This is a genomic window from Actinoplanes regularis, assembly GCF_900188005.1.
Lineage (GTDB): Bacteria > Actinomycetota > Actinomycetes > Mycobacteriales > Micromonosporaceae > Actinoplanes > Actinoplanes regularis.
Genome location: NZ_FZNR01000007.1, coordinates 173046 through 190932, shown reverse-complemented (window position 1 = coordinate 190932; position 17887 = coordinate 173046). Strand labels below are relative to the sequence as shown.

The window sequence follows — 17887 nt, the reverse complement described above, 5'->3', positions numbered from 1 at the left end:
GGCCTCCGTCGTACCGGCGAAAGGGTTCAGAGTCCTTTCAGCATGTCCTCGAAGGACTCGGTGAGAGCGAAGGGGTCGGTGACCGTGGCCGGCTCGCGGCGTTCGATTTCGTGGGCCAGTTCGGCCGCTGCGCGGTCGACGCGACCGCGCAGCGGACCCTCCACCGAGTTGGCGCCCCAGTCGTCGCTGGCCGCGAAGACGGCGGTCGGGACCGGCACCGCGCGCAGGTAGGCGAAGAGCGGGCGCAGCGCGTGCTCCAGCACCAGCGAGTGCCGGGCGGTCCCGGCCGTCGCCGCGAGCAGGATCGGCTTGTCAGCGAGGGTGTCCTGCTCCAGTACGTCGAAGAACGACTTGAAAAGGCCGCTGTAGCTGGCGCTGAAGACGGGCGTCACCACGACGAGCGCGTCGGCGGCCGCGACCGAGTCCTGGGCCTTGCGCAGCGCGGCCGGGGCGAAGCCGGTCAGCATGTGGTCGGTGATCTCGTGGGCCAGGTCGCGCAGTTCGACGACCTCGACGTCGAGGGTGACGCCGAGCTTGCCGGCGGCCGCGCCCACCGCCGCGGAGAGCTGGTCCGCGAGCAGGCGGGTGGACGAGGGCTGACTCAGGCCCGCGCTGATCACGACGAGGTTGCGCTGCTTCATGCCTGGACCTCATCCTTCTTGTCGTTCTCCGCGAGCTTCGCGGCGAGGCGGGCGGCGTGCGTGGGGGCGTCCGGAACGTGCGCCGGCTTCAGGCCGGCGAACTCCTTGCGGAGCACCGGGACGACCTGTTCGCCGAGCAGGTCGAGCTGCTCCAGGACGGTCTTCAGCGGCTGCCCCGCGTGGTCCATCAGGAAGAGCTGACGCTGGTAGTCACCGACGTAGTCGCGGAACGACAGGGTGCGGTCGATGACCTGCTGCGGGCTGCCGACGGTCAGCGGCGTCTCCCGGGAGAAGTCCTCGAGCGACGGGCCGTGGCCGTAGACGGGGGCGTTGTCGAAGTACGGCCGGAACTCGTTGACCGCGTCCTGGCTGTTCTTGCGCATGAAGACCTGGCCGCCGAGGCCGACAATGGCCTGGTCCGCCGAGCCGTGGCCGTAGTGCTCGAAGCGCTCGCGGTACAGCCCGACCATCCGCTGGGTGTGCGAGGCCGGCCAGAAGATGTGGTTGGCGAAGAAGCCGTCGCCGTAGTAGGCGGCCTGCTCGGCGATCTGCGGGCTGCGGATCGAGCCGTGCCAGACGAACGGCGGGACGTCGTCGAGCGGGCGCGGCGTCGAGGTGAACGACTGCAGCGGGGTGCGGAACTTGCCCTCCCAGTCGACGACGTGCTCGTGCCACAGCTTGTGCAGCAGGCCGTAGTTCTCGATGGCGAGCGGGATCCCGGCGCGGATGTCCTTGCCGAACCACGGGTAGACCGGGCCGGTGTTGCCGCGCCCGAGCATCAGGTCGACGCGGCCGTCCGCGAGGTGCTGCAGCATCGCGAAGTCCTCGGCGATCTTCACCGGGTCGTTCGTGGTGATCAGCGTGGTCGCGGTGCTCAGCTGCAGCGTCCTGGTCTGCGCGGCGATGTACGCGAGCGTGGTGGTCGGCGAGGACGAGAAGAACGGCTCGTTGTGGTGCTCGCCGAGCGCGAAGACGTCGAGGCCGACCTGCTCCGCGTGCTTCGCGATGGTGACGATGTCCTTGATCCGCTGGGCCTCGGTCGGAGTCTTTCCGGTGGTCGGGTCGGTGGTGATGTCGCTGACGCTGAAGATGCCGAATTGCATGACCCGCTCCTGAGACCTCCGGCCGGGGCACTGGCGTCCCGGACTACCCCACACAACCTTGTTGACGGGGAAACTATTTCAGATTCAAACAACTTGTGCTGCGGCGGGGGTCACACCGGCGTCGTCTGCGGTCAGGTCAGGTAGAACCACAGCGCGGCCGTGAGCCAGAGGCCGGCCAGGGCGGTGAAGACCAGCCCGCCGACCAGCGGCAACACCCAGGCCCGGGTCGTCGCGGGCCGGCTGAGGATCAGCATCTTGGCGACGAAGGCCCCGTAGAAGAGGCAGCCGAGCAGGGAGTGAACCAGCACGCGAGGGCTGTCGAACTCCAGGCCGAACACGTAGAGACAGTGCACGGCGACCGGCAGGGAGAGCAGCACGGCGAGGCGGCCGCTCCAGCGATGCACGGCCGGGGTCCACGATCGGAACGGCAGGCGGCCGTAGAGGGCGAGCGCGGAGCTCACCTGAACCAGAGCGAGAACCACGACGGCGCTGGTCAGCGCGGCTTTGACGGCGATCGGCCGCCCGAGGCCGGTGAGGAACGAGATGTCGGTCGGGGTGTGCAGGCGGCCGTAGACGCCGAGCCCGACCGCGACGCCCACCCCGGCCACCGCGGGCAGCCAGAGCAGCGGGCGGCGCACCTCAGAACCCCGTCCCGCTGTCGACATCGATCGCGGTCACCTCCACTGAGGTGCCGTCGACCGTGGTGGTGCGGCCGGCGACGTCGAGCCGGGGTGCGGGACCGGTCGTGCCACCCTCGGTGAGCACGCCGACCTGCCGGCCGTCCGGCAGCACGATCCAGGCGCCGTCCACCCGGGCGTTCCGCACCTTGGCGGTGGTCCGGTAGAGCCCGGACGGCTTCTTCACGGTCTTCAACGTGAAGCCGTGGGTCTTGCCGATCACGGTGATCCGGCCCTCGGCACTGTCGGCGTCGAACGTTCCAGTGATCTTGGCGCCGCCCTTGCCGGAGAGCTTCAGCTCGCCGTTCTCGGCGGTGCCCTTCAGCCAGGCCTCGACCCTGTTGCCGTCGCACACGTAGGCGATCGCCTGCTGATCCCGGATCGAGACGGCGAGGGTGCCGGCGTCGTCCTCGACCTGACCGGCGAGGGTGATCCGGACCGGAGCCACGGCCGCACTGGTGGTCGCGGCAGTCCGGACCGGATCGGTGGGCGGCAGCGTGACGCCCTGACCTGCGTTCTCGGAGGCCGGCGGGGCGCTGGTCGCACCGATCACCGCGACCGGCCGGGATGGCCGCTCACCGGCGACCTCGGCGAGGTTGACGCCGATCAGGGCCGCGGCGACGGCGGCGACCACGCCGAGGGTGACGAGGGGCCCGCGGCGCCACCGGGGCGACTCACCGCCGGCCCGCGGCGCTTTCGGCGGTACGACGGGAGGGGTCACGCCCGGGCGCAAGCGGGTCTCGCGCACCACGGCCGCCGCCTGCTCGCCGGCGCTGGGTGTCCCGGCGAGCTGCCCCGCCCAATGTCCCAGGTGATCGGGCTCGTCCGAGCCGGTTCCGGCCAGCCGCGCGGCCGGGAACGCCCCGGCCCACGGCCCGGTCTCGGCGCCGCGGCCGGCCCCCGCTCCAGCTCCAGCCGAGGGTCCGGGTCCGCGCAGCGTGGTCTGCTGGGACACGGAGACCTGCTCGGGAACTGCCTGCGCCGCAGCTCCGGAGACAGCAGCGGCTCCGGAGACAACAGCCCCGGTGGCAGCGGCCCCTGATCCACCCGTCCCGGAGACAGCGGCCCCGGGTCCAGCCGCCCCGGTCCCCGTCTGTGACGGCGCGCCGTCGTCGAGCACCCGGGACGCGACGAGGTCGCGTAGATAGGAGGCCAGCCGCCGCGCCGTCGGCCGCTGCCGTGGATCGGCCAGCAAACACGACCGGGCCGGGCCGGCCAACTCCGCGGGCAGCGCGTCCGGGCTCCCCTGCAGGTCGCCGGTGACCAGCTCGACCAGCAGGACGCCGATCGAGTACACATCGGCCGCCGTGGTCGGCGGGGCCCCGTGCCAGATCTCAGGTGCGGTGTAGCCGGGCGTTCCCCCGGCCACGCCCCGGTCGGCGTCCAGCAGCAGCACCGCCACCCCGAAGTCGGTCACCCGGGCGATCGGCGGCTCACTGCCACGTACCAGGAGGAGGTTTTCGGGTTTGAGGTCCAAATGGACGACGCCCTGGGCATGCGCGGCGGCGAGCGCGGCCGCCACCTGCGCGGCGATCGCCGCGGTCTCCGCCGCGCCGAGCCGGCCGCCGCGCTGGGCGAGGTGGCGGCGCAGGTCGGGACCGTCCACGAAATCCATCAGCAGGGCCACGGAGCCGCCCTCGACGACCAGGTCGCGCAGGCCGACGATGTTGGGATGGTCGAGGTCGCGCAGCGCGGCCTCCTCGCGCAGGAAGAGCTCGCGGATCCGGCGGTCCCCGGCCAGTTCGGGCCGCAGCAGTTTGGCCGCGAGTGGTGGCCCGCCGGAGCGCCGCGTGGCCCGCCGGACGACCGCGAGCGCGCCGCGTCCGATCTCCTCGTGCAGCAGGTATTCCCGGCCGAGCGCCTCCTGATCGCCCATCCCGATACCCTTTCCGAAATTGATCAGATCGGCAAAGGCGACCGATTATGATCTGCCGCTGGCGGTCCTGACGTTCTGCGCGATCTTCTGAGGCTGCTCGCGCAATTGATCTAATTCCTGCTTGGCCTTGTCGAGCGCGGCCTTCGTCTCCGGCCACGTCTCATCACGGAACCGCTAGGGCAGCAGACCGCCCCACGTGTCCGGGTTGGACACCGCGCTTCGAACTGCGAAATCTGGTCGGTGAGCCCACCGTTGATGATCGCCAGCCTGGCCTGATCAGTCGAGAGTACTCGTCCCGGCATCGGCCCACTCCCCCGAATCACGTTGATCGATTTTGGCTCCCCCTCCGGACTGCCATTGTCGTCACAGCACAGCTGCCACCGCAAACACCCCTCGCATTTCTGTGGATAACCTCCACGGACGACGAGCGGGGACGACGACGGTCGATCTGCGGGCAATTTCCGAGGATGTTCCGTTCGACGTGGCGGCGGACACCTGCAAGGGCCGGATCTCACGCACCACGAACGCCTTGAACGCCGCGCGAGGTCTACACGCGAGGGTTCGGCACCCGGGTGGTCCACGAACGAACCCTGGAAAATCCGTTTGTGAGCGGTGCCGCGTTCCCATAGGTTGCCCGTGCCCCTTCGTAGTGAGGACAGGACAAACCGCGTGACCCCGCCTGCTCTGTAGACCTGACGTTTCTCCATGCATCCGCAGGCCGACGCCCTCGTCGGTCCTGCCGGGCTGCCCGCGTGCGCCCGTCAATGCAGCGATTGAGGCCGCGCGCTATCGGCCTCGAGTCAGGTCTTCAGAAGGTTCATCATGTCTTCACAACCTCATATCGTGCTGCCCTGGATCGTCCGCAGGACCAGGCTGCCCCTGCTGTCGTGGCGGTGCCTGGACTGCCCATCGAAGTCGGCCACCACGGGCAAGGGCAGATTCCGCGCCAACGCCAACGGCAAACTGCTGGACGTGTGGCTTCTCGTCCGTTGCGTCTCCTGCGATCGGACGAGCAAGCTCCCCGTGCACGAGCGAGCAACGGTCAGATCCATCGATCCGGCGTTGCTCGATGGCTACCACGCCAACGATCCGAAGCTCGTGGCGGCCACACTGCTCGACCCGCTGTTCCTTCGGCGCCATGGGCTCGCGCTGGACTGGCAGGGGGCCTGGGAACTGGACCCGTTGCCCGTAGGGCTCGACGAGGCGTGGCCTTGGCAGGTGGCGGTCAACTTCGAGGATCCGGTGCCGGTTCGCCCGGACCGGCTCATCGCACAAGGCCTCGGCTGCAGCAGAAGCGAGGTGCCACGACGGATCAAGAGCGACATCTCCCTGCGCCGGCCCAGGACCCTCGGATTCACTTTCATCGCGATGGCGAGGGGTTCGGCAGGCTGATTCACATCTCTCGCGCTGAGAGTCACGGCCGCTGACGGCCGCGCACTCGAACGGCGAGAGTCCCGGGGGCGGAGGCCGGTTCGCCTGCGCCCCCGGGGTCCGGCTTTGACCGATCGTTCGGCACGCCGCGCTGACGGATCTGTCTCACCAGAGGTCGAGTTGTCCGGGTATCTCGTCGGTGACGCGGTCGGGGAGTTGCCACAGACGTACGGTGGCGTCCGGTCCTCTGGTGAGCCAACGGCCTTGGCCGTCGGTGGCGGCAATGGCGTTCTGGGTCATGTCGAGGTCGTAGTCGACGTCAGCCTGCCAACGCAGGCTGCGGGTGGAGAGCAGCAGGTGCCTCTCGAAGTCGCCGTCGTCGTCGGTGTTGACCGCCACGAGGACGAAGTCGTCGCTGACCAGTGCTGCCGCCTCCATCAGGCGGTGATCGCTGTCGCCGGTGCGGCCCTCGATCTCCGTGGAGCCGCGGGCGACGACGATCGCGCCGGTGGACACGGTCCGCATGGCGATCTCCGCCACGTCGCCGTGCGGCAGGGCCAGGTACCGATCGCCGGCGGAAGTGAACCCGTTGAGGAACGGGCCGGGAAGATCACGGCCGTGGATTCGCCCGCCGGCGAGCCAGGCCAGGTGACTCAGCGGGGCGTCCTGCCCCATGCCGACGTGCAGTCCGAGCCGTTCTCCGTCCGGGTGAGGGAAGAAATACGCCGCGCCTACCGAGGAATCCAGCCGGGCACGGTCAAGCTCGGCACCGGTTGCCGCGTCGTAGGCGACCAACTCGTCACCGGTCGGCAGGTAGACCCACAGCACACCCTGGGCGTCGAGATGGCAGTTCGGCGTGCAGGGCAGCCCGGCGCGCGGGATCGAATGCTCGCGGCGCCACAGAACCTGACCGAGGTGGTCACAGACGACGAGTTCGTCGAGGGTCACCGCCGCCAGGTGCCGCTGGCCGGCACTGGCCATGAACCTCTGCGCCCGCACCGGCGCATCGAAACGCGTGACGATGCGAAGGCCGGCGTCCAGAACCGTCGCTGAGGACTCCGCCGCGTGGGTGACCAACCACCCGACTCCGGCGGCCTGGCTGATCGAGCGGACGGGCGGGAGAGCGACGTCGGCGATCATGACGGGGCGCACCGCCGCAGCCTAATGCCGCCACAGATGATCCCGTGGTTGCCTGCTGGAGGTTGGCCCGCTTGGCCGGCGCCGGTTGTTTTGCATCCGGGCCGGGGCTGACTATGGTGGCCCGATGTCCGGACGGTGGGGATGGCTTGACGGACTACGCGCCGTAGCGGTCCTGCTCGTCGTCTACGCCCACCTGACCCGGTACGTGTTCACCGATCTACGCGCGGTGACCGGCGAGTGGCTGCACGCGGGCCCCGCCGGAGTCATGCTGTTCTTCCTGGTCAGCGGCTACATCATCCCGGCCTCGCTGGAACAGCACGGCGATCTGCGGGCGTTCTGGATCAGCCGGGCCCTCCGGCTCTACCCGATGTACCTGGTCGCGATCGCCGCCGTGGTCCTCCTGGGCGGCTACACGACATCACAGCCGGTGACCGCGGCGGCCGGGCACGCGACGATGCTGCCGTTCCTGCTGGACGTGCCGCTGGTGACCCCGGTGCTCTGGACACTCTCCTACGAGATGGTCTTCTACCTGCTGGTCACCGCGCTGTTCACGGTCCGGCTGCACCGGGCGAGCGGGCCGATCGCGGTGCTGCTCGCCGTGCTGGCGGTGGCGACCGCGCCGCTCGCCGGGCCGCGTCCCGGGCTGGTGCCGCTCGCCGCGGTCGTACTCATGATCGGTCTCGGTCTTGTCATCTCGGGGCGTCGGGCCGCGAGCGTCGCGGGCGGGCTGCTGCTCGGCGGGCTGGTCGTGGCGCTGCTCGCGATCGGTCAGGATCCGGCGCACCGGTGGGACGGTCTGCTGATCGTCGCGGTGATGTTCACCGGCACCGCGATCTATCGCGCGGACCGGGGGCAGACCGACTGGTGGCCGGCGATTCTGGCGATCACCGTGGTGGCCGGGGCGCTGCTGGCCAACTGGATCGCGGAACTGCACGCGCTCGGCGCGGTGACCCCGCGGTACGTCGCCCGGTCGGTGATCACCCTGCTGGTCTTCGGCGGGGCGTTCGCGATCGGGCGGCTCTGCCGCGAACGTCGTACGCCCAGGTGGTTGTCCTTGATCGGGGTTCTCAGCTACTCGATCTACCTGATCCACCACGTGCTGATCCAGATCGGGCACCGGTTCCTGGAGTCGGCGCTGCCCGGCCCGGTGATCGCTGGCTGTTACCTGAGCGCGGTGTTCGGGCTCTCCTGGCTGACTCACCGTTACGTGGAAACCCCCGCTCAGCTACTCGGCCGCCGGGCCCGGGCGCGACAGGATGGGGTCAGCGAGCCCACCAGGCTGAAGGAGACGCTGTGACGCCGCGCGATCAGCGCAGCCAGCGGTCCAGCCAGGTGAAGGCCGCCTCCTGCATCTCCTCGACGAAGACATGGCCGAGGCCGGGCCAGACCTGGGTCCGCAGCCGGTCCTGGGCGCGCTGCGCGGCCCAGACCAGACCCATCTTCCGGTACGCCACCTCGCGCCCCGCCGCGCTGAAGAGCGGATCCGTCTCCCCGTCCAGCACGAACATCGGGCGTGGCGCGGCGATCGAGGCCACGTCCGGGAGGTCGAGGTGGCGGAAGAGGCCCGGGTGCAGCATGTAGAACGCCGACTGTCCGCGCAGCGTGTTGTTGCCCGGGACCATCATCTCCTTCAGCCCGGTCATCCAGCAGGCCGAGACGGTCGCCGCGATGTGGCCGGAGAGGGCAGCCACCTGCCACGCCCGGTAGCCGCCCATGGAGAAGCCGACCGCCGCTATCCGGTGCTCGTCCACCTCGGGCAGGCCGGCGAGCAGCGCGGCCGCGCGCATGTCCTCGCGGGCCATCAGGCCGGCCGGTGAGGAGCCCAGGTTGAAGAGGTTCGCGGCCAGAGCCTGCTGTCCGTCGTAGCTGACGCCGCCCCGGTCGCCCCAGCCCAGAGCGTCGACGGCGAGGACGGCGTAGCCCCGGGCGGCCAGTTGGTCGCCGACGAACCGGCCGCTGAAGTACTTCGTGGCCCACGCCCGCGCGGAGGTGAGCCGGGTGTCGTCGTACCAGGGTTCGATCATCTTCTCCTTGCCGATGTCGAACTTCGCGCCGTGGTCGTGCAGCAGCAGCGCGGCCGGGAACGGCCCGGGCCCGTCGGGGACGAGCATGGTGGCCCGGACCCGGCTGTGCCGGGTCACGTTGAAGATCAGCTGTCGCCGGCGAAGGCCGTCCCCTTGCTGCTCGTCGACGATCTCGGCATCGAAGGGGGTGCGGTCCTCGGGCTGCCAGAGCAGCTCCTCGACCTGGGCGCGGGCGCGGCGCTTCCAGGAGCGGAAGTCCCGTTCGCGGCTGTTCGGCCAGGCGAGCGGGAAGTCGAGCTCGTCCTTGAGCCGCTCATAGAAGACCGGCAGGTTGCCGTCGAGGACGGCCGGGCTCTCGAAACCGGCGGCCGCGGCAGCGTCGCCGGCCGGGTCGGGGTCGGTCAGGGCGGGGGTGGCGGCGAGGGTCGCGGCCGGGAGCGAGATCAGGGTGCGCCGTCTCATTGATTCCTCACAATCGATGGAATCCCGACGCTAGAAAGCCCTTTCCCGCATGTCAACAGCCACCAGGCCGCCGCTGGAGTTCTCCCTCAGCCCGACTCGGCAGTCCTGTGGCAAGATCGGCTGATGCTGCGACTCACCGATTTCATCATCGACTGCCCGGACACGATGAAGCTGGCGGCCTTCTACGCCGAGGTGACAGGTCGCCAGGTCAAGGCGGGCAGCGACGAGAACTGGGCCGGCATCCGGTTCAGCGAGATCGAGCTGGCCTTCATCAGGGTGGATGACTACCGCGCCCCGCAGTGGCCCGACCGGGAGCACCCCAAGCAGTTCCATCTCGACTTCGAGGTGGACGACATCGAAGCTGAGCAGAACCGCGTCCTGGCCCTCGGCGCGACTCTGCGACAGGACTCCATCGGCCCCGACGGGTTCGGCTGGCGGGTCTACACCGACCCCGTCGGTCACCCCTTCTGTCTCTGCCGCAACAAGGGTGTCACCTGGACCGAGCAGGGCCCCACCTGGTCCAAGAGCGACTAGGTTCGACCGCTGGGCCCGACTGATCGGCGGAGATCGATAGGCTCGCCGTATGCCGGACACCACTGCGACCTGGCGCACCGTCGATGACGATGTCGTGCGGGGGCAGCAACGCCTGATCTTCGTCCGCGAACGGGACCACCATGTTCTGACCACCCTCCGCGTCTACGCCGACGGTGTCGTCATCTGGCAGTGGACGTCGTCCGACTTCGACGGCCTCCGTGCCGCGTTCGACGACGGCACCCTGACCCTGGCGCCTCCCGAGGACTCGGAGATCATCGTCTCCGGCACCGCAGCCGGCCCGGCGTCGCTGGAGTCCTGGCTGGCACCCGAACAGGTGATCGCCGACCTCGCCGACGAGGTGGACCGGCTCAATGATCGACCGGACTCCTCCGGGCGCTGCCGGGACGCGCTGATCGCGTACGCCGCCGAGCCGAGCCGCAGCAACCTGGAGATCGTCCGCGAGCGGTACCACGCGGTGCCCGAGCACCAGCGGATCTACATGCTCGGCGACATGGACCGGAATGACGTACCCGTGCGGATCCTGCTCGCCGAGCCGGGTGAGACGATCCCGGCCCGGCGCCCGGATCGCACGCTCACCGTGACGCCCAGGGCGCGGGAGCAGGCGCTGGAGTACTTCCGCCGGCGCGAGCGCGGTGTCGCCGAGTCGCGGGAGCGGGACACGGCGGACGGGCCGGAGACGGCGATCGCGGTTCCGCTTCAGGTGGGCGGGCACGTCTACCCGCAGGGCTGGCCGGACCCGCCGGGTCTGGAGGTGCTGCAGATCGACTATCCGGCGCCGGTCGTGCACGGCGGGCGGGAGTACCCCACCGTCATGCATGCCTACTGGGCGCTGTCCACTGACGACGCGGACTGGCGCGACCGGATCGCCGCCGCTGTGCGCGGCTTCGACGCCCGGGTCACCGCCGAGAAGGCGCCCCGGCGCGACAACTGGCCGGCGGTCCGGCTCGGGGTGATGGCCGCGCTCCTGCGGGACAAGTTCGACCGGCATCCGGCGATGGCACGGCGGTTGCAAGAGACCGGCGACGCCCGGCTGATCTACACCGACGGGGGCCCGCGGTACTGGAGTTCGCGCGGCACCAACTGGCTGGGGCGACTGCTGGAGCTGGTGCGTTCGGAGCTCGCTGGGCGGTGAACGAGAATCACCGGCCCGGAGAGATCCGGGCCGGTGATTCGAGCCGCTCGGTCAGCGGCCCTGGAGGGCCTTCACGTTGTCACCGAAGGTCCAGCCCTTCGAGCCGTCCCAGTTGATCGACCAGGTCATCAGACCCTTGATCCCGGGAACGCTGTTGTACGCCTGGGAGACCAACGCCGGAGTCATGTAGCCGCCACCCGCGCCGGACTGCGCGGGCAGACCCGGGACCTGCTTGTCGTACGGGATCCGGATGGTGGTGCCCTGGATGGTCAGGCCGTTGTTGAGGCACTGGGTCTGCACGGTGAAACCCTGCACCGTGCCGGCCGAGTACGAGTCACCGGAGCAGCCGTACATCGAGCCGTTGTAGTACTGCATGTTCAGCCACCACAAGCGGCCGTTGTCCAGATACTTCTTGATGATCGGCAGGTACGAGCCCCAGATCGACCCGTAGGTCACGCTGCCACCGGTCACGTACGCCGTCTCCGGCGCCATGGTCAGCCCGAAGTTGGCCGGCATCGCGGCGAGCACCCCGTCGATGATCCGGATCAGGTTGGCCTGCGAGGCGGAGAGCGTGCCGATGCTGCCGCTGCCGGAGAGCCCGGTCTCGATGTCGATGTCGATGCCGTCGAAGTTGTTCGCCTTCAGGATCGGCACGATCGTCGACACGAACCTGTCGGCGACGGCGCTGGAGCTCAGGTCGATGCCGGCGGCCGCGCCACCGATCGACATCAGGACCGTGGCGCCCTGCGCCTTGGCCGCGCAGATCTCCGCGGCGGTGGGCACCTTCACGCCGGCGTCCATGCCGTTCTCCCACAGCACCGTGCCGTCGGAACGGATCACCGGGAACGCGGCCATCAGCACGTTGTAGCCGTGCTGGGTGATCCGGGTGTCGTTGACCGGGATCCAGCCGAGGCCGGGGTGCACGCCGTTGGAGGCGCCGTCCCAGTTCTCCCAGTAGCCCTGCAGGACCTTGCCGGCCGGGCGGCCCTTGGTCCCGCAGCCCCCGGTCGAGGTGGGCGTGGGCGTGGGCGAGGACGTCGGCGAGACCGTCGGCGTGGGGGTCGGGGACGCGGTGGTGGAGGTGGGGGTCGGCGTCGGGGTGCTGCCGCCGGTGCACGCGCCGAGGTCGGTCCAGAGTGACGGGGTGGCGGCCGGGTTCCAGCCGGCCCCGACATACGCCGTGTGGGTGACCAGCGCCTTGTACAGCTTGGACTGGTAGGTCACCTGCTGGCCCGCGGTGTAGGTGTTGCCCTCCGCCCAGACGACCGAGGAGCAGGCGACGGCGGCCTGGCCTGTCGACGAGAACGCCACGACCGATCCGAGAGCCACCCCCACCCCGGTGACCAGCGCTAACACCTGGCGTCGAACACCCATGGCAACTCCTCGACAGCGAACGTGACGTGTGCCACCACATCGTGGCTTTCACGTTCACAAATATCAAGGGTTCTTAACAGTCAGTTCGAGCAAACGGCGGCAAGTTCAAGATCTCCGATTCCCTGTACGACCGATGGAGCCCCGTGGGCAGGCTTTACGCCAAGCGGCCGTGCCGGTCTCGCGCGAAACTCGCTCCACACCGGACCACTGCCGCGCCTCCGAGGCCCGGCGGGTCATTCGAGTTTCTTGACGGTGACCGGCAGGCCGACGAAAGCCCCGTACGGCTGCAACGCCTCCTCGGCCGCCGCCCAGTCCTCCGCCGTGAACTCCACCAGCGGCGACACGGCGATCGACACGGCCTTCTTCCCCAGCGTCCGTTTCCAGACGGCCATCACCTTCCCGTCGCGCACCAGGGTCGACTGGAAGACGCCGTTGCCGCCCGGGATGATGCGCTTCAACATCTCCGGGGTGGCCATCATGGACCGGTCCTTGTAGCCCAGCAGGTACTCGTCGAAGCCCGGCAGCGCGTGCCAGCCGCGCACCGGCCCGGCCTCCAGGACCGCCGGCTCGGCCCACATCTCGGTGCCCTCGACGTCGACCGGGGTCAGGCCGGCGGCGGCGATCCCGGCCCGGGCGTCCTTCATCGGGAGCATGGTCCAGCCGGCGAAGTCCTTGGCCGTGGTGGGCCCGTGGCTGCGGAAATAGCGGTGGGCGAGGATCCCCAGGGCCTCCTCACGGGACGGACTGTTCCGCGCCGGCGCCCACTCGTCGAGCAGCACGAACGTCTGCTCCGAGCCCTCGTTCGGGGCGATCGCCGTCACGCCGCGCTGGCTCGCGTACCAGAGCAGGTGGTAACCCAGCTGGCCGGCGACCGCGACGCCGCCCTCGTTGATCGCGGCCACGCAGGCCGATCGCGTCAACCGGCCGCCGCCCGCCAGCGCGGCGCCGAGGATCTCCGCGGCCTTGTCCGCGTCCGCCTCGGAGAGGCCCAGGAACTCGCGGCGTTTCGCCGCGCCGGCAAGCGCGCGCACGCCGGTGAGCTCGAGCATCCAGTGCGCGTCGGCCGAGGGGATCAGGTGGACGGTGCCCCGCATCGGCCAGGTGCGCACCACGTGACGCTGCTCGGTCTCGGCGATGATCGCCGGCAGCGGGCGGCCGGGCAGGCGCGTGCCGAGCGACCAGAGCACGCTGTTGAGATCCTGCGCCTGCATCGCCCCGAACCACTCGGTGACCCCGAGGACCGTCTGATAGCGGTGCCCGCCCAGAAGAAGGCTGTTCATGCGAAGGCTCAGTGCCGTGTTCAGATCCACGGCACTGAGCCTAGAAGCAGGGTCTGACAGAAATCAGCGGCCGCGCGCGGCCCGGTACCTCTTGATCAGCGTGTTCGTGGACGAGTCCGCGTCGTCGGCCGGCGCGGAGGCGGAGGTCAGCTTCGGTGCCAGCTGGTTCGCCATCACCTTGCCCAGCTCGACACCCCACTGGTCGAACGAGTTGATCTCCCAGATCACGCCCTGGGTGAACGTGATGTGCTCGTAGAGCGCGACGAGTTGGCCGAAGGTCGCCGGGGTCAGCTTGTCGGCGAGGATCGTCGTCGTCGGGTGGTTGCCCTGCATCACCCGGTGCGGCGCGACCGACGGCTTCGTGCCCTCGGCCCGGACCTCCTCGAGGGTGCGGCCGAAGGCCAGCGCGCCGGTCTGGGCCAGGAAGTTCGACATGAACAGGTCGTGCATCTCGCCGATGTCGTGGTTCGGCCGGCTGAAGCCGATGAAGTCCGCCGGGATCAGCTTGGTGCCCTGGTGGATCAGCTGGTAGAAGGCGTGCTGGCCGTTGGTGCCGGGCTCGCCCCAGAAGACCTCACCGGTCTGGTAGGTCGCCGGCTCGCCGTCCAGGCGCACCGACTTGCCGTTGCTCTCCATGGTCAGCTGCTGCAGGTAGGCGGCGAAGCGGTGCAGGTACTGCGCGTACGGCAGGACCGCGTGCGACTGCGCGCCGAGGAACGTGTCGTACCAGACGTTGATCAGGCCGAGCAGCGCCGGAACGTTCCGCTCGACCGGGGTGGTCCGGAAGTGCTCGTCGACGGCGTGGTAGCCGGCGAGCAACTCGGCGAAGCGCTCCTTGCCGATCGCGATCAGCACCGAGAGGCCGACCGCCGAGGGCAGCGAGTAGCGGCCGCCCACCCAGTCCCAGAAGCCGAACATGTTGGCGGTGTCGATCCCGAAGGCGGCGACCTTCTCCGCGTTGGTGCTGACGGCGACGAAGTGCTTGGCGACGGCCGCGTCGTCCTTGAGGGCGGCCAGCAGCCACTTGCGCGCCTCGGTGGCGTTGGTCAGCGTCTCCTGCGTGGTGAACGTCTTGGAGACGATGATGAACAGCGTCGACGCCGGGTCCAGGTCCCGGGTCTTCTCGTAGAGATCCGTCGGGTCGATGTTCGACACGAACCGGCACTCGAGGTCGCGCTGCGAGTAGTCCTTCAGCGCCTCGTACGCCATCACCGGGCCGAGGTCGGAGCCGCCGATCCCGATGTTCACGATCGTCTTGATCCGCTGCCCGGTGTGCCCGGTCCACTGCCCGGAGCGCACCTTGTCGGCGAACGCTCCCATCCGGTCGAGCACCTCGTGCACGTCGGCCACCACGTCCTGCCCGTCGACGACGAGCGAGGCGTCCCGCGGCAGGCGCAGCGCGGTGTGCAGCACGGCGCGGTCCTCGGTGACGTTGATGTGCTCGCCGGCGAACATCGCGGTGATCCGCTCGGTCAGCTTCGCGCGGCCGGCCAGCGCGAACAGGGCTTCCAGCACCTCGTCGGTGATCAGGTTCTTGCTGTAGTCGACGTACAGATCGGCGACCTCGGCGGCGTAGCGCTCGCCGCGCCGCGGTTCGCTGTCGAACAGGTCACGCAGGTGGACCGCCGAGAACTTCTCCGCGTGGCCCTGAAGAGCCTGCCACTCGGCGCTGCCGGAAACGTGTTCGCTCATATCTCCTCCGGACCTGGACAATCGCACACTTCGCCCATCGTGGCATGAACCACTGCCAGACGCGGCGAAGTGGGTCATAGACGGCTCACAGACTGATCACAGAGCCGTCCTAGCACCAACCGCGAGGTTAGTCCCCATGACGACGACCGCCCACCACCGGACCCGAAGCGTCCCGGAACGTGCCACTACAGCGGCATTACTGATCGCAACCGCCTTCCTGTACCTGTGGAACCTCAGCGCCTCCGGCTGGGGGAACAGCTTCTACGCGGCGGCGGCGCAGGCCGGCGCGCAGAGCTGGAAGGCGTGGCTGTTCGGCTCGCTGGACGCCGGCAACGCGATCACCGTGGACAAGCCGCCGGCCGCGATGTGGGTGATGGGCCTCTCCGCCCGGATCTTCGGGGTGAACAGCTGGGCGATCCTGGCGCCGCAGGCGCTGATGGGCGTGGCCAGCGTGTTCCTGCTCTACCTGACGGTACGGCGCTGGTTCGGGCACGGCGCCGGGCTGCTGGCCGGGGCGGCGCTGGCGGTCACCCCGGTCGCCGTCCTGATGTTCCGCTACGACAACCCGGACGCGCTGCTGGTGCTGCTGATGACCGCGGCGGCGTACACCACGGTCCGCGCCACCGAGACGGCGGGCGCGAAGTGGCTGGCCTGGACGGGCGTGCTGCTCGGCTTCGGCTTCCTCACCAAGATGATGCAGGCGTTCCTGGTGCTTCCCGCGTTCGCCCTGGTCTACCTGGTCGCCGCGCCGACCACGCTCGGCCGGCGGATCCGGCACCTGCTGCTCGCGGGCCTGGCCCTGGTCGCCTCGGCCGGCTGGTACGTGGCCCTGGTCTCGCTCTGGCCGGCGTCGTCCCGGCCGTACATCGCCGGATCGACGAACAACACGCTGTGGGAGCTCGCGCTCGGCTACAACGGCCTGGGCCGGATCCTGGGCGGCTCGGGCAACGGCGGCGGTGGAGGCGGCGGCGGGCAGAACACCGGCTTCGGCGGAGCCACCGGCATCGGCCGGCTGTTCGGCGAGTCGATGGGGACCGAGATCTCCTGGCTGCTGCCGGCGGCGCTGATCGCGCTCGTGGCGGTGCTCGCGGTGACCTGGGCGGCGCCGCGGACCGACCGGGCGCGGGCGGCGATGCTGCTCTGGGGCGGCTGGCTGCTGGTCACCGGGGTGACGTTCTCGTACATGAGCGGGACGATCCACCCGTACTACACGATCGCTCTCGCCCCGTCGATTGCGGCGCTGGTCGGGATCGGGGCCCGGGTGCTCTGGCTGTACCGGGAGCGGTCGTGGGGGCGGACGGTGCTCGCCGCCATGGTCCTCGCGACGGCCGGGTGGGGGTTCGTGCTGCTCGGGCGTACCGAATGGATGCCGGCGATCCGGTGGGCCGCGCTCGCGGCCGGAATCATCGCGGCGCTCGCGCTCCTGGCGCCCGTGGCGCGGCTTCGGCGGCTGGCCGTCGCCGGGATCGTCGCGGGGCTGCTCTCGACCGGGCTGGGCAGCGCGGCTTACGCGGCCGCCACGGTCACGGTCGCCCATACGGGCTCCATTCCGAGCTCCGGGCCGTCGGGAACGTCCGGGATGGGTGGTGGTCCGGGCGGCGGCGATCTCCCTCGTACGAACAATGACTCCCGCCCCGGCGGAAACGTCCCGCCGTCCGGCGGCGGCGCCCAGACAAGCGGCGACGGCGCCCGGATGGGCCGCGGGGGTGGCGGCAACAGCGAGCTGACCGCCCTGCTCAAGGCCGGCACGACCAAGTGGTCCGCCGCGGTCAGCGGCGCCACCTCGGCGGCCGACCTGGAGCTCGCCTCGGGCACCTCGGTCATCGCGCTGGGCGGCTGGAACGGCAGCGACCCCTCCCCCACCCTGGCCGAATTCCAGGCCCACGTCGCGGCCGGCCAGATCCACTACTACATCTCGGGCGGCGGGATGGGCGGCGGCCGGATGGGCGGCGGCACCACACAGTCCTCCGAGATCGCCACCTGGGTCTCCGCGAACTTCACGGCCACCACCGTGGGCGGCACCACGATCTACGACCTGACCACCACCAGGTAGACGATCGTCCGGGAACATGGGCCCCGCGGCCGGAAAGCCGCGGGGCTCACTCTCTGCTGCGGACCACCGGGTGGGTGCTCGGCAAGGACGCCGTGACCGGCGACGGCCTGCGCCACGAGATCGTCGCCGCCGCGATCCGGTACTACGCCGCCCATCCCCGCGAGCGGGCCGGGATCGGAAGCACGGAGGGACACCAGCGGATGCTCGCCGCGATCGGCGTCGAGCCGCCGGCCGCGCCGGGAGATCGGCCGACGACAGGACGTCGACTCGCCCTCCTCGTCGGGGCAACCGTGCTCGCGATCCCCTGCCTCACCTTGATCGAGGTCGGCGGGGACGATCTGTTCGGCGCCGACTCCGCCGCCGGGATGGCTGTCCACCTCGTGGTGGTCATGGTCGTCTCGATCATCGCGGCCCTGCTGCGGGACGGGATCGGACGCTATCGCCAAGGGCGGCGCCGGTAGTCACGCAATTCGCGGTCACCGCGGCGCGCGAAATTGTCGTACCCAC

Annotated in this window: 15 protein-coding genes; 6 read left to right on the top strand and 9 right to left on the bottom strand. The window is 70.0% G+C overall.

Annotation, left to right across the window (positions count from 1 at the left end):
- Window positions 1-26: 26 nt before the first annotated feature.
- From CHC09_RS20370 to CHC09_RS20355, 4 genes are all read right to left on the bottom strand, one after another.
- Window positions 27-641: a CE1759 family FMN reductase gene (locus CHC09_RS20370; protein ID WP_089294740.1), complete on the bottom strand. Its 615-nt coding sequence runs from the start codon at window positions 639-641 to the stop codon at window positions 27-29.
- Window positions 638-1744 (bottom strand): LLM class flavin-dependent oxidoreductase, encoded by a 1107-nt coding sequence (locus CHC09_RS20365; RefSeq protein ID WP_089294739.1) that lies wholly within the window; start codon window positions 1742-1744, stop codon window positions 638-640. The genes CHC09_RS20370 and CHC09_RS20365 overlap by 4 nt, the downstream gene beginning before the upstream one ends.
- Window positions 1745-1875: 131 nt before the next feature.
- Window positions 1876-2409, bottom strand: coding sequence for a DUF6529 family protein (locus CHC09_RS20360; protein ID WP_089294738.1), 534 nt, complete (start codon window positions 2407-2409; stop codon window positions 1876-1878).
- Window positions 2384-4297, bottom strand: coding sequence for a serine/threonine-protein kinase (locus CHC09_RS20355; RefSeq protein WP_089294737.1), 1914 nt, complete (start codon window positions 4295-4297; stop codon window positions 2384-2386). Before CHC09_RS20355 ends, CHC09_RS20360 begins: the two co-directional genes overlap by 26 nt.
- 843 nt (window positions 4298-5140) lie before the next feature.
- On the opposite strand from CHC09_RS20355, the gene CHC09_RS20345 reads away from it, so the two are divergent.
- Window positions 5141-5689, top strand: a complete 549-nt coding sequence (locus tag CHC09_RS20345; RefSeq protein WP_239138375.1) for a DUF1062 domain-containing protein — start codon at window positions 5141-5143, stop codon at window positions 5687-5689.
- A gap of 144 nt (window positions 5690-5833) precedes the next feature.
- Here CHC09_RS20345 and CHC09_RS20340 read toward each other — a convergent pair whose 3' ends face one another.
- Window positions 5834-6820: a hypothetical protein gene (locus tag CHC09_RS20340; protein WP_089294735.1), complete on the bottom strand. Its 987-nt coding sequence runs from the start codon at window positions 6818-6820 to the stop codon at window positions 5834-5836.
- Between the two features lie 112 nt (window positions 6821-6932).
- On the opposite strand from CHC09_RS20340, the gene CHC09_RS20335 reads away from it, so the two are divergent.
- Window positions 6933-8105, top strand: coding sequence for an acyltransferase family protein (locus CHC09_RS20335; protein WP_089294734.1), 1173 nt, complete (start codon window positions 6933-6935; stop codon window positions 8103-8105).
- 10 nt (window positions 8106-8115) lie between these two features.
- Here the strand turns inward: CHC09_RS20335 and CHC09_RS20330 are convergent, their stop codons facing one another.
- Window positions 8116-9294, bottom strand: a complete 1179-nt coding sequence (locus tag CHC09_RS20330; RefSeq protein ID WP_089294733.1) for a dienelactone hydrolase family protein — start codon at window positions 9292-9294, stop codon at window positions 8116-8118.
- Window positions 9295-9417: 123 nt separating this feature from the next.
- Here CHC09_RS20330 and CHC09_RS20325 point away from each other — a divergent pair, with 123 nt between their 5' ends.
- Together CHC09_RS20325 and CHC09_RS20320 are read left to right on the top strand one after the other, a co-directional pair.
- Window positions 9418-9828: a VOC family protein gene (locus CHC09_RS20325; protein ID WP_089294732.1), complete on the top strand. Its 411-nt coding sequence runs from the start codon at window positions 9418-9420 to the stop codon at window positions 9826-9828.
- Window positions 9829-9877: 49 nt separating this feature from the next.
- The gene (locus CHC09_RS20320) at window positions 9878-10981 is read left to right on the top strand and encodes an NADAR family protein (protein ID WP_089294731.1); all 1104 of its coding nucleotides are present in this window, start codon (window positions 9878-9880) and stop codon (window positions 10979-10981) included.
- A 51-nt stretch (window positions 10982-11032) separates the two neighbouring features.
- Here CHC09_RS20320 and CHC09_RS20315 read toward each other — a convergent pair whose 3' ends face one another.
- The 3 genes from CHC09_RS20315 to pgi form a co-directional block, all read right to left on the bottom strand.
- The gene (locus tag CHC09_RS20315) at window positions 11033-12355 is read right to left on the bottom strand and encodes a carbohydrate-binding protein (protein WP_089294730.1); all 1323 of its coding nucleotides are present in this window, start codon (window positions 12353-12355) and stop codon (window positions 11033-11035) included.
- Window positions 12356-12588: 233 nt separating this feature from the next.
- Window positions 12589-13635 (bottom strand): winged helix DNA-binding domain-containing protein, encoded by a 1047-nt coding sequence (locus tag CHC09_RS20310; protein WP_089294942.1) that lies wholly within the window; start codon window positions 13633-13635, stop codon window positions 12589-12591.
- Between the two features lie 63 nt (window positions 13636-13698).
- Window positions 13699-15327 (bottom strand): glucose-6-phosphate isomerase, encoded by a 1629-nt coding sequence (gene pgi, locus CHC09_RS20305; RefSeq protein ID WP_089294729.1) that lies wholly within the window; start codon window positions 15325-15327, stop codon window positions 13699-13701.
- A 136-nt stretch (window positions 15328-15463) separates the two neighbouring features.
- Here pgi and CHC09_RS20300 point away from each other — a divergent pair, with 136 nt between their 5' ends.
- Both CHC09_RS20300 and CHC09_RS20295 read left to right on the top strand, forming a co-directional pair.
- Window positions 15464-17380 (top strand): glycosyltransferase family 39 protein, encoded by a 1917-nt coding sequence (locus CHC09_RS20300; protein WP_089294728.1) that lies wholly within the window; start codon window positions 15464-15466, stop codon window positions 17378-17380.
- A gap of 74 nt (window positions 17381-17454) precedes the next feature.
- Window positions 17455-17841 (top strand): hypothetical protein, encoded by a 387-nt coding sequence (locus CHC09_RS20295; protein ID WP_089294727.1) that lies wholly within the window; start codon window positions 17455-17457, stop codon window positions 17839-17841.
- Window positions 17842-17887: the final 46 nt, after the last annotated feature.

What these genes read in the sequence shown, in the direction of transcription:
- CHC09_RS20370 (WP_089294740.1), bottom strand. Translation starts at nt 641, where the DNA reads ATGAAGCAGCGCAACCTCGTCGTGATCAGCGCGGGCCTGAGTCAGCCC.
- CHC09_RS20365 (WP_089294739.1), bottom strand. Translation starts at nt 1,744, where the DNA reads ATGCAATTCGGCATCTTCAGCGTCAGCGACATCACCACCGACCCGACC.
- CHC09_RS20360 (WP_089294738.1), bottom strand. Translation starts at nt 2,409, where the DNA reads ATGTCGACAGCGGGACGGGGTTCTGAGGTGCGCCGCCCGCTGCTCTGG.
- CHC09_RS20355 (WP_089294737.1), bottom strand. Translation starts at nt 4,297, where the DNA reads ATGGGCGATCAGGAGGCGCTCGGCCGGGAATACCTGCTGCACGAGGAG.
- CHC09_RS20335 (WP_089294734.1), top strand. Translation starts at nt 6,933, where the DNA reads ATGTCCGGACGGTGGGGATGGCTTGACGGACTACGCGCCGTAGCGGTC.
- CHC09_RS20330 (WP_089294733.1), bottom strand. Translation starts at nt 9,294, where the DNA reads ATGAGACGGCGCACCCTGATCTCGCTCCCGGCCGCGACCCTCGCCGCC.
- CHC09_RS20325 (WP_089294732.1), top strand. Translation starts at nt 9,418, where the DNA reads ATGCTGCGACTCACCGATTTCATCATCGACTGCCCGGACACGATGAAG.
- CHC09_RS20320 (WP_089294731.1), top strand. Translation starts at nt 9,878, where the DNA reads ATGCCGGACACCACTGCGACCTGGCGCACCGTCGATGACGATGTCGTG.
- CHC09_RS20315 (WP_089294730.1), bottom strand. Translation starts at nt 12,355, where the DNA reads ATGGGTGTTCGACGCCAGGTGTTAGCGCTGGTCACCGGGGTGGGGGTG.
- CHC09_RS20310 (WP_089294942.1), bottom strand. Translation starts at nt 13,635, where the DNA reads ATGAACAGCCTTCTTCTGGGCGGGCACCGCTATCAGACGGTCCTCGGG.
- pgi (WP_089294729.1), bottom strand. Translation starts at nt 15,327, where the DNA reads ATGAGCGAACACGTTTCCGGCAGCGCCGAGTGGCAGGCTCTTCAGGGC.
- CHC09_RS20300 (WP_089294728.1), top strand. Translation starts at nt 15,464, where the DNA reads ATGACGACGACCGCCCACCACCGGACCCGAAGCGTCCCGGAACGTGCC.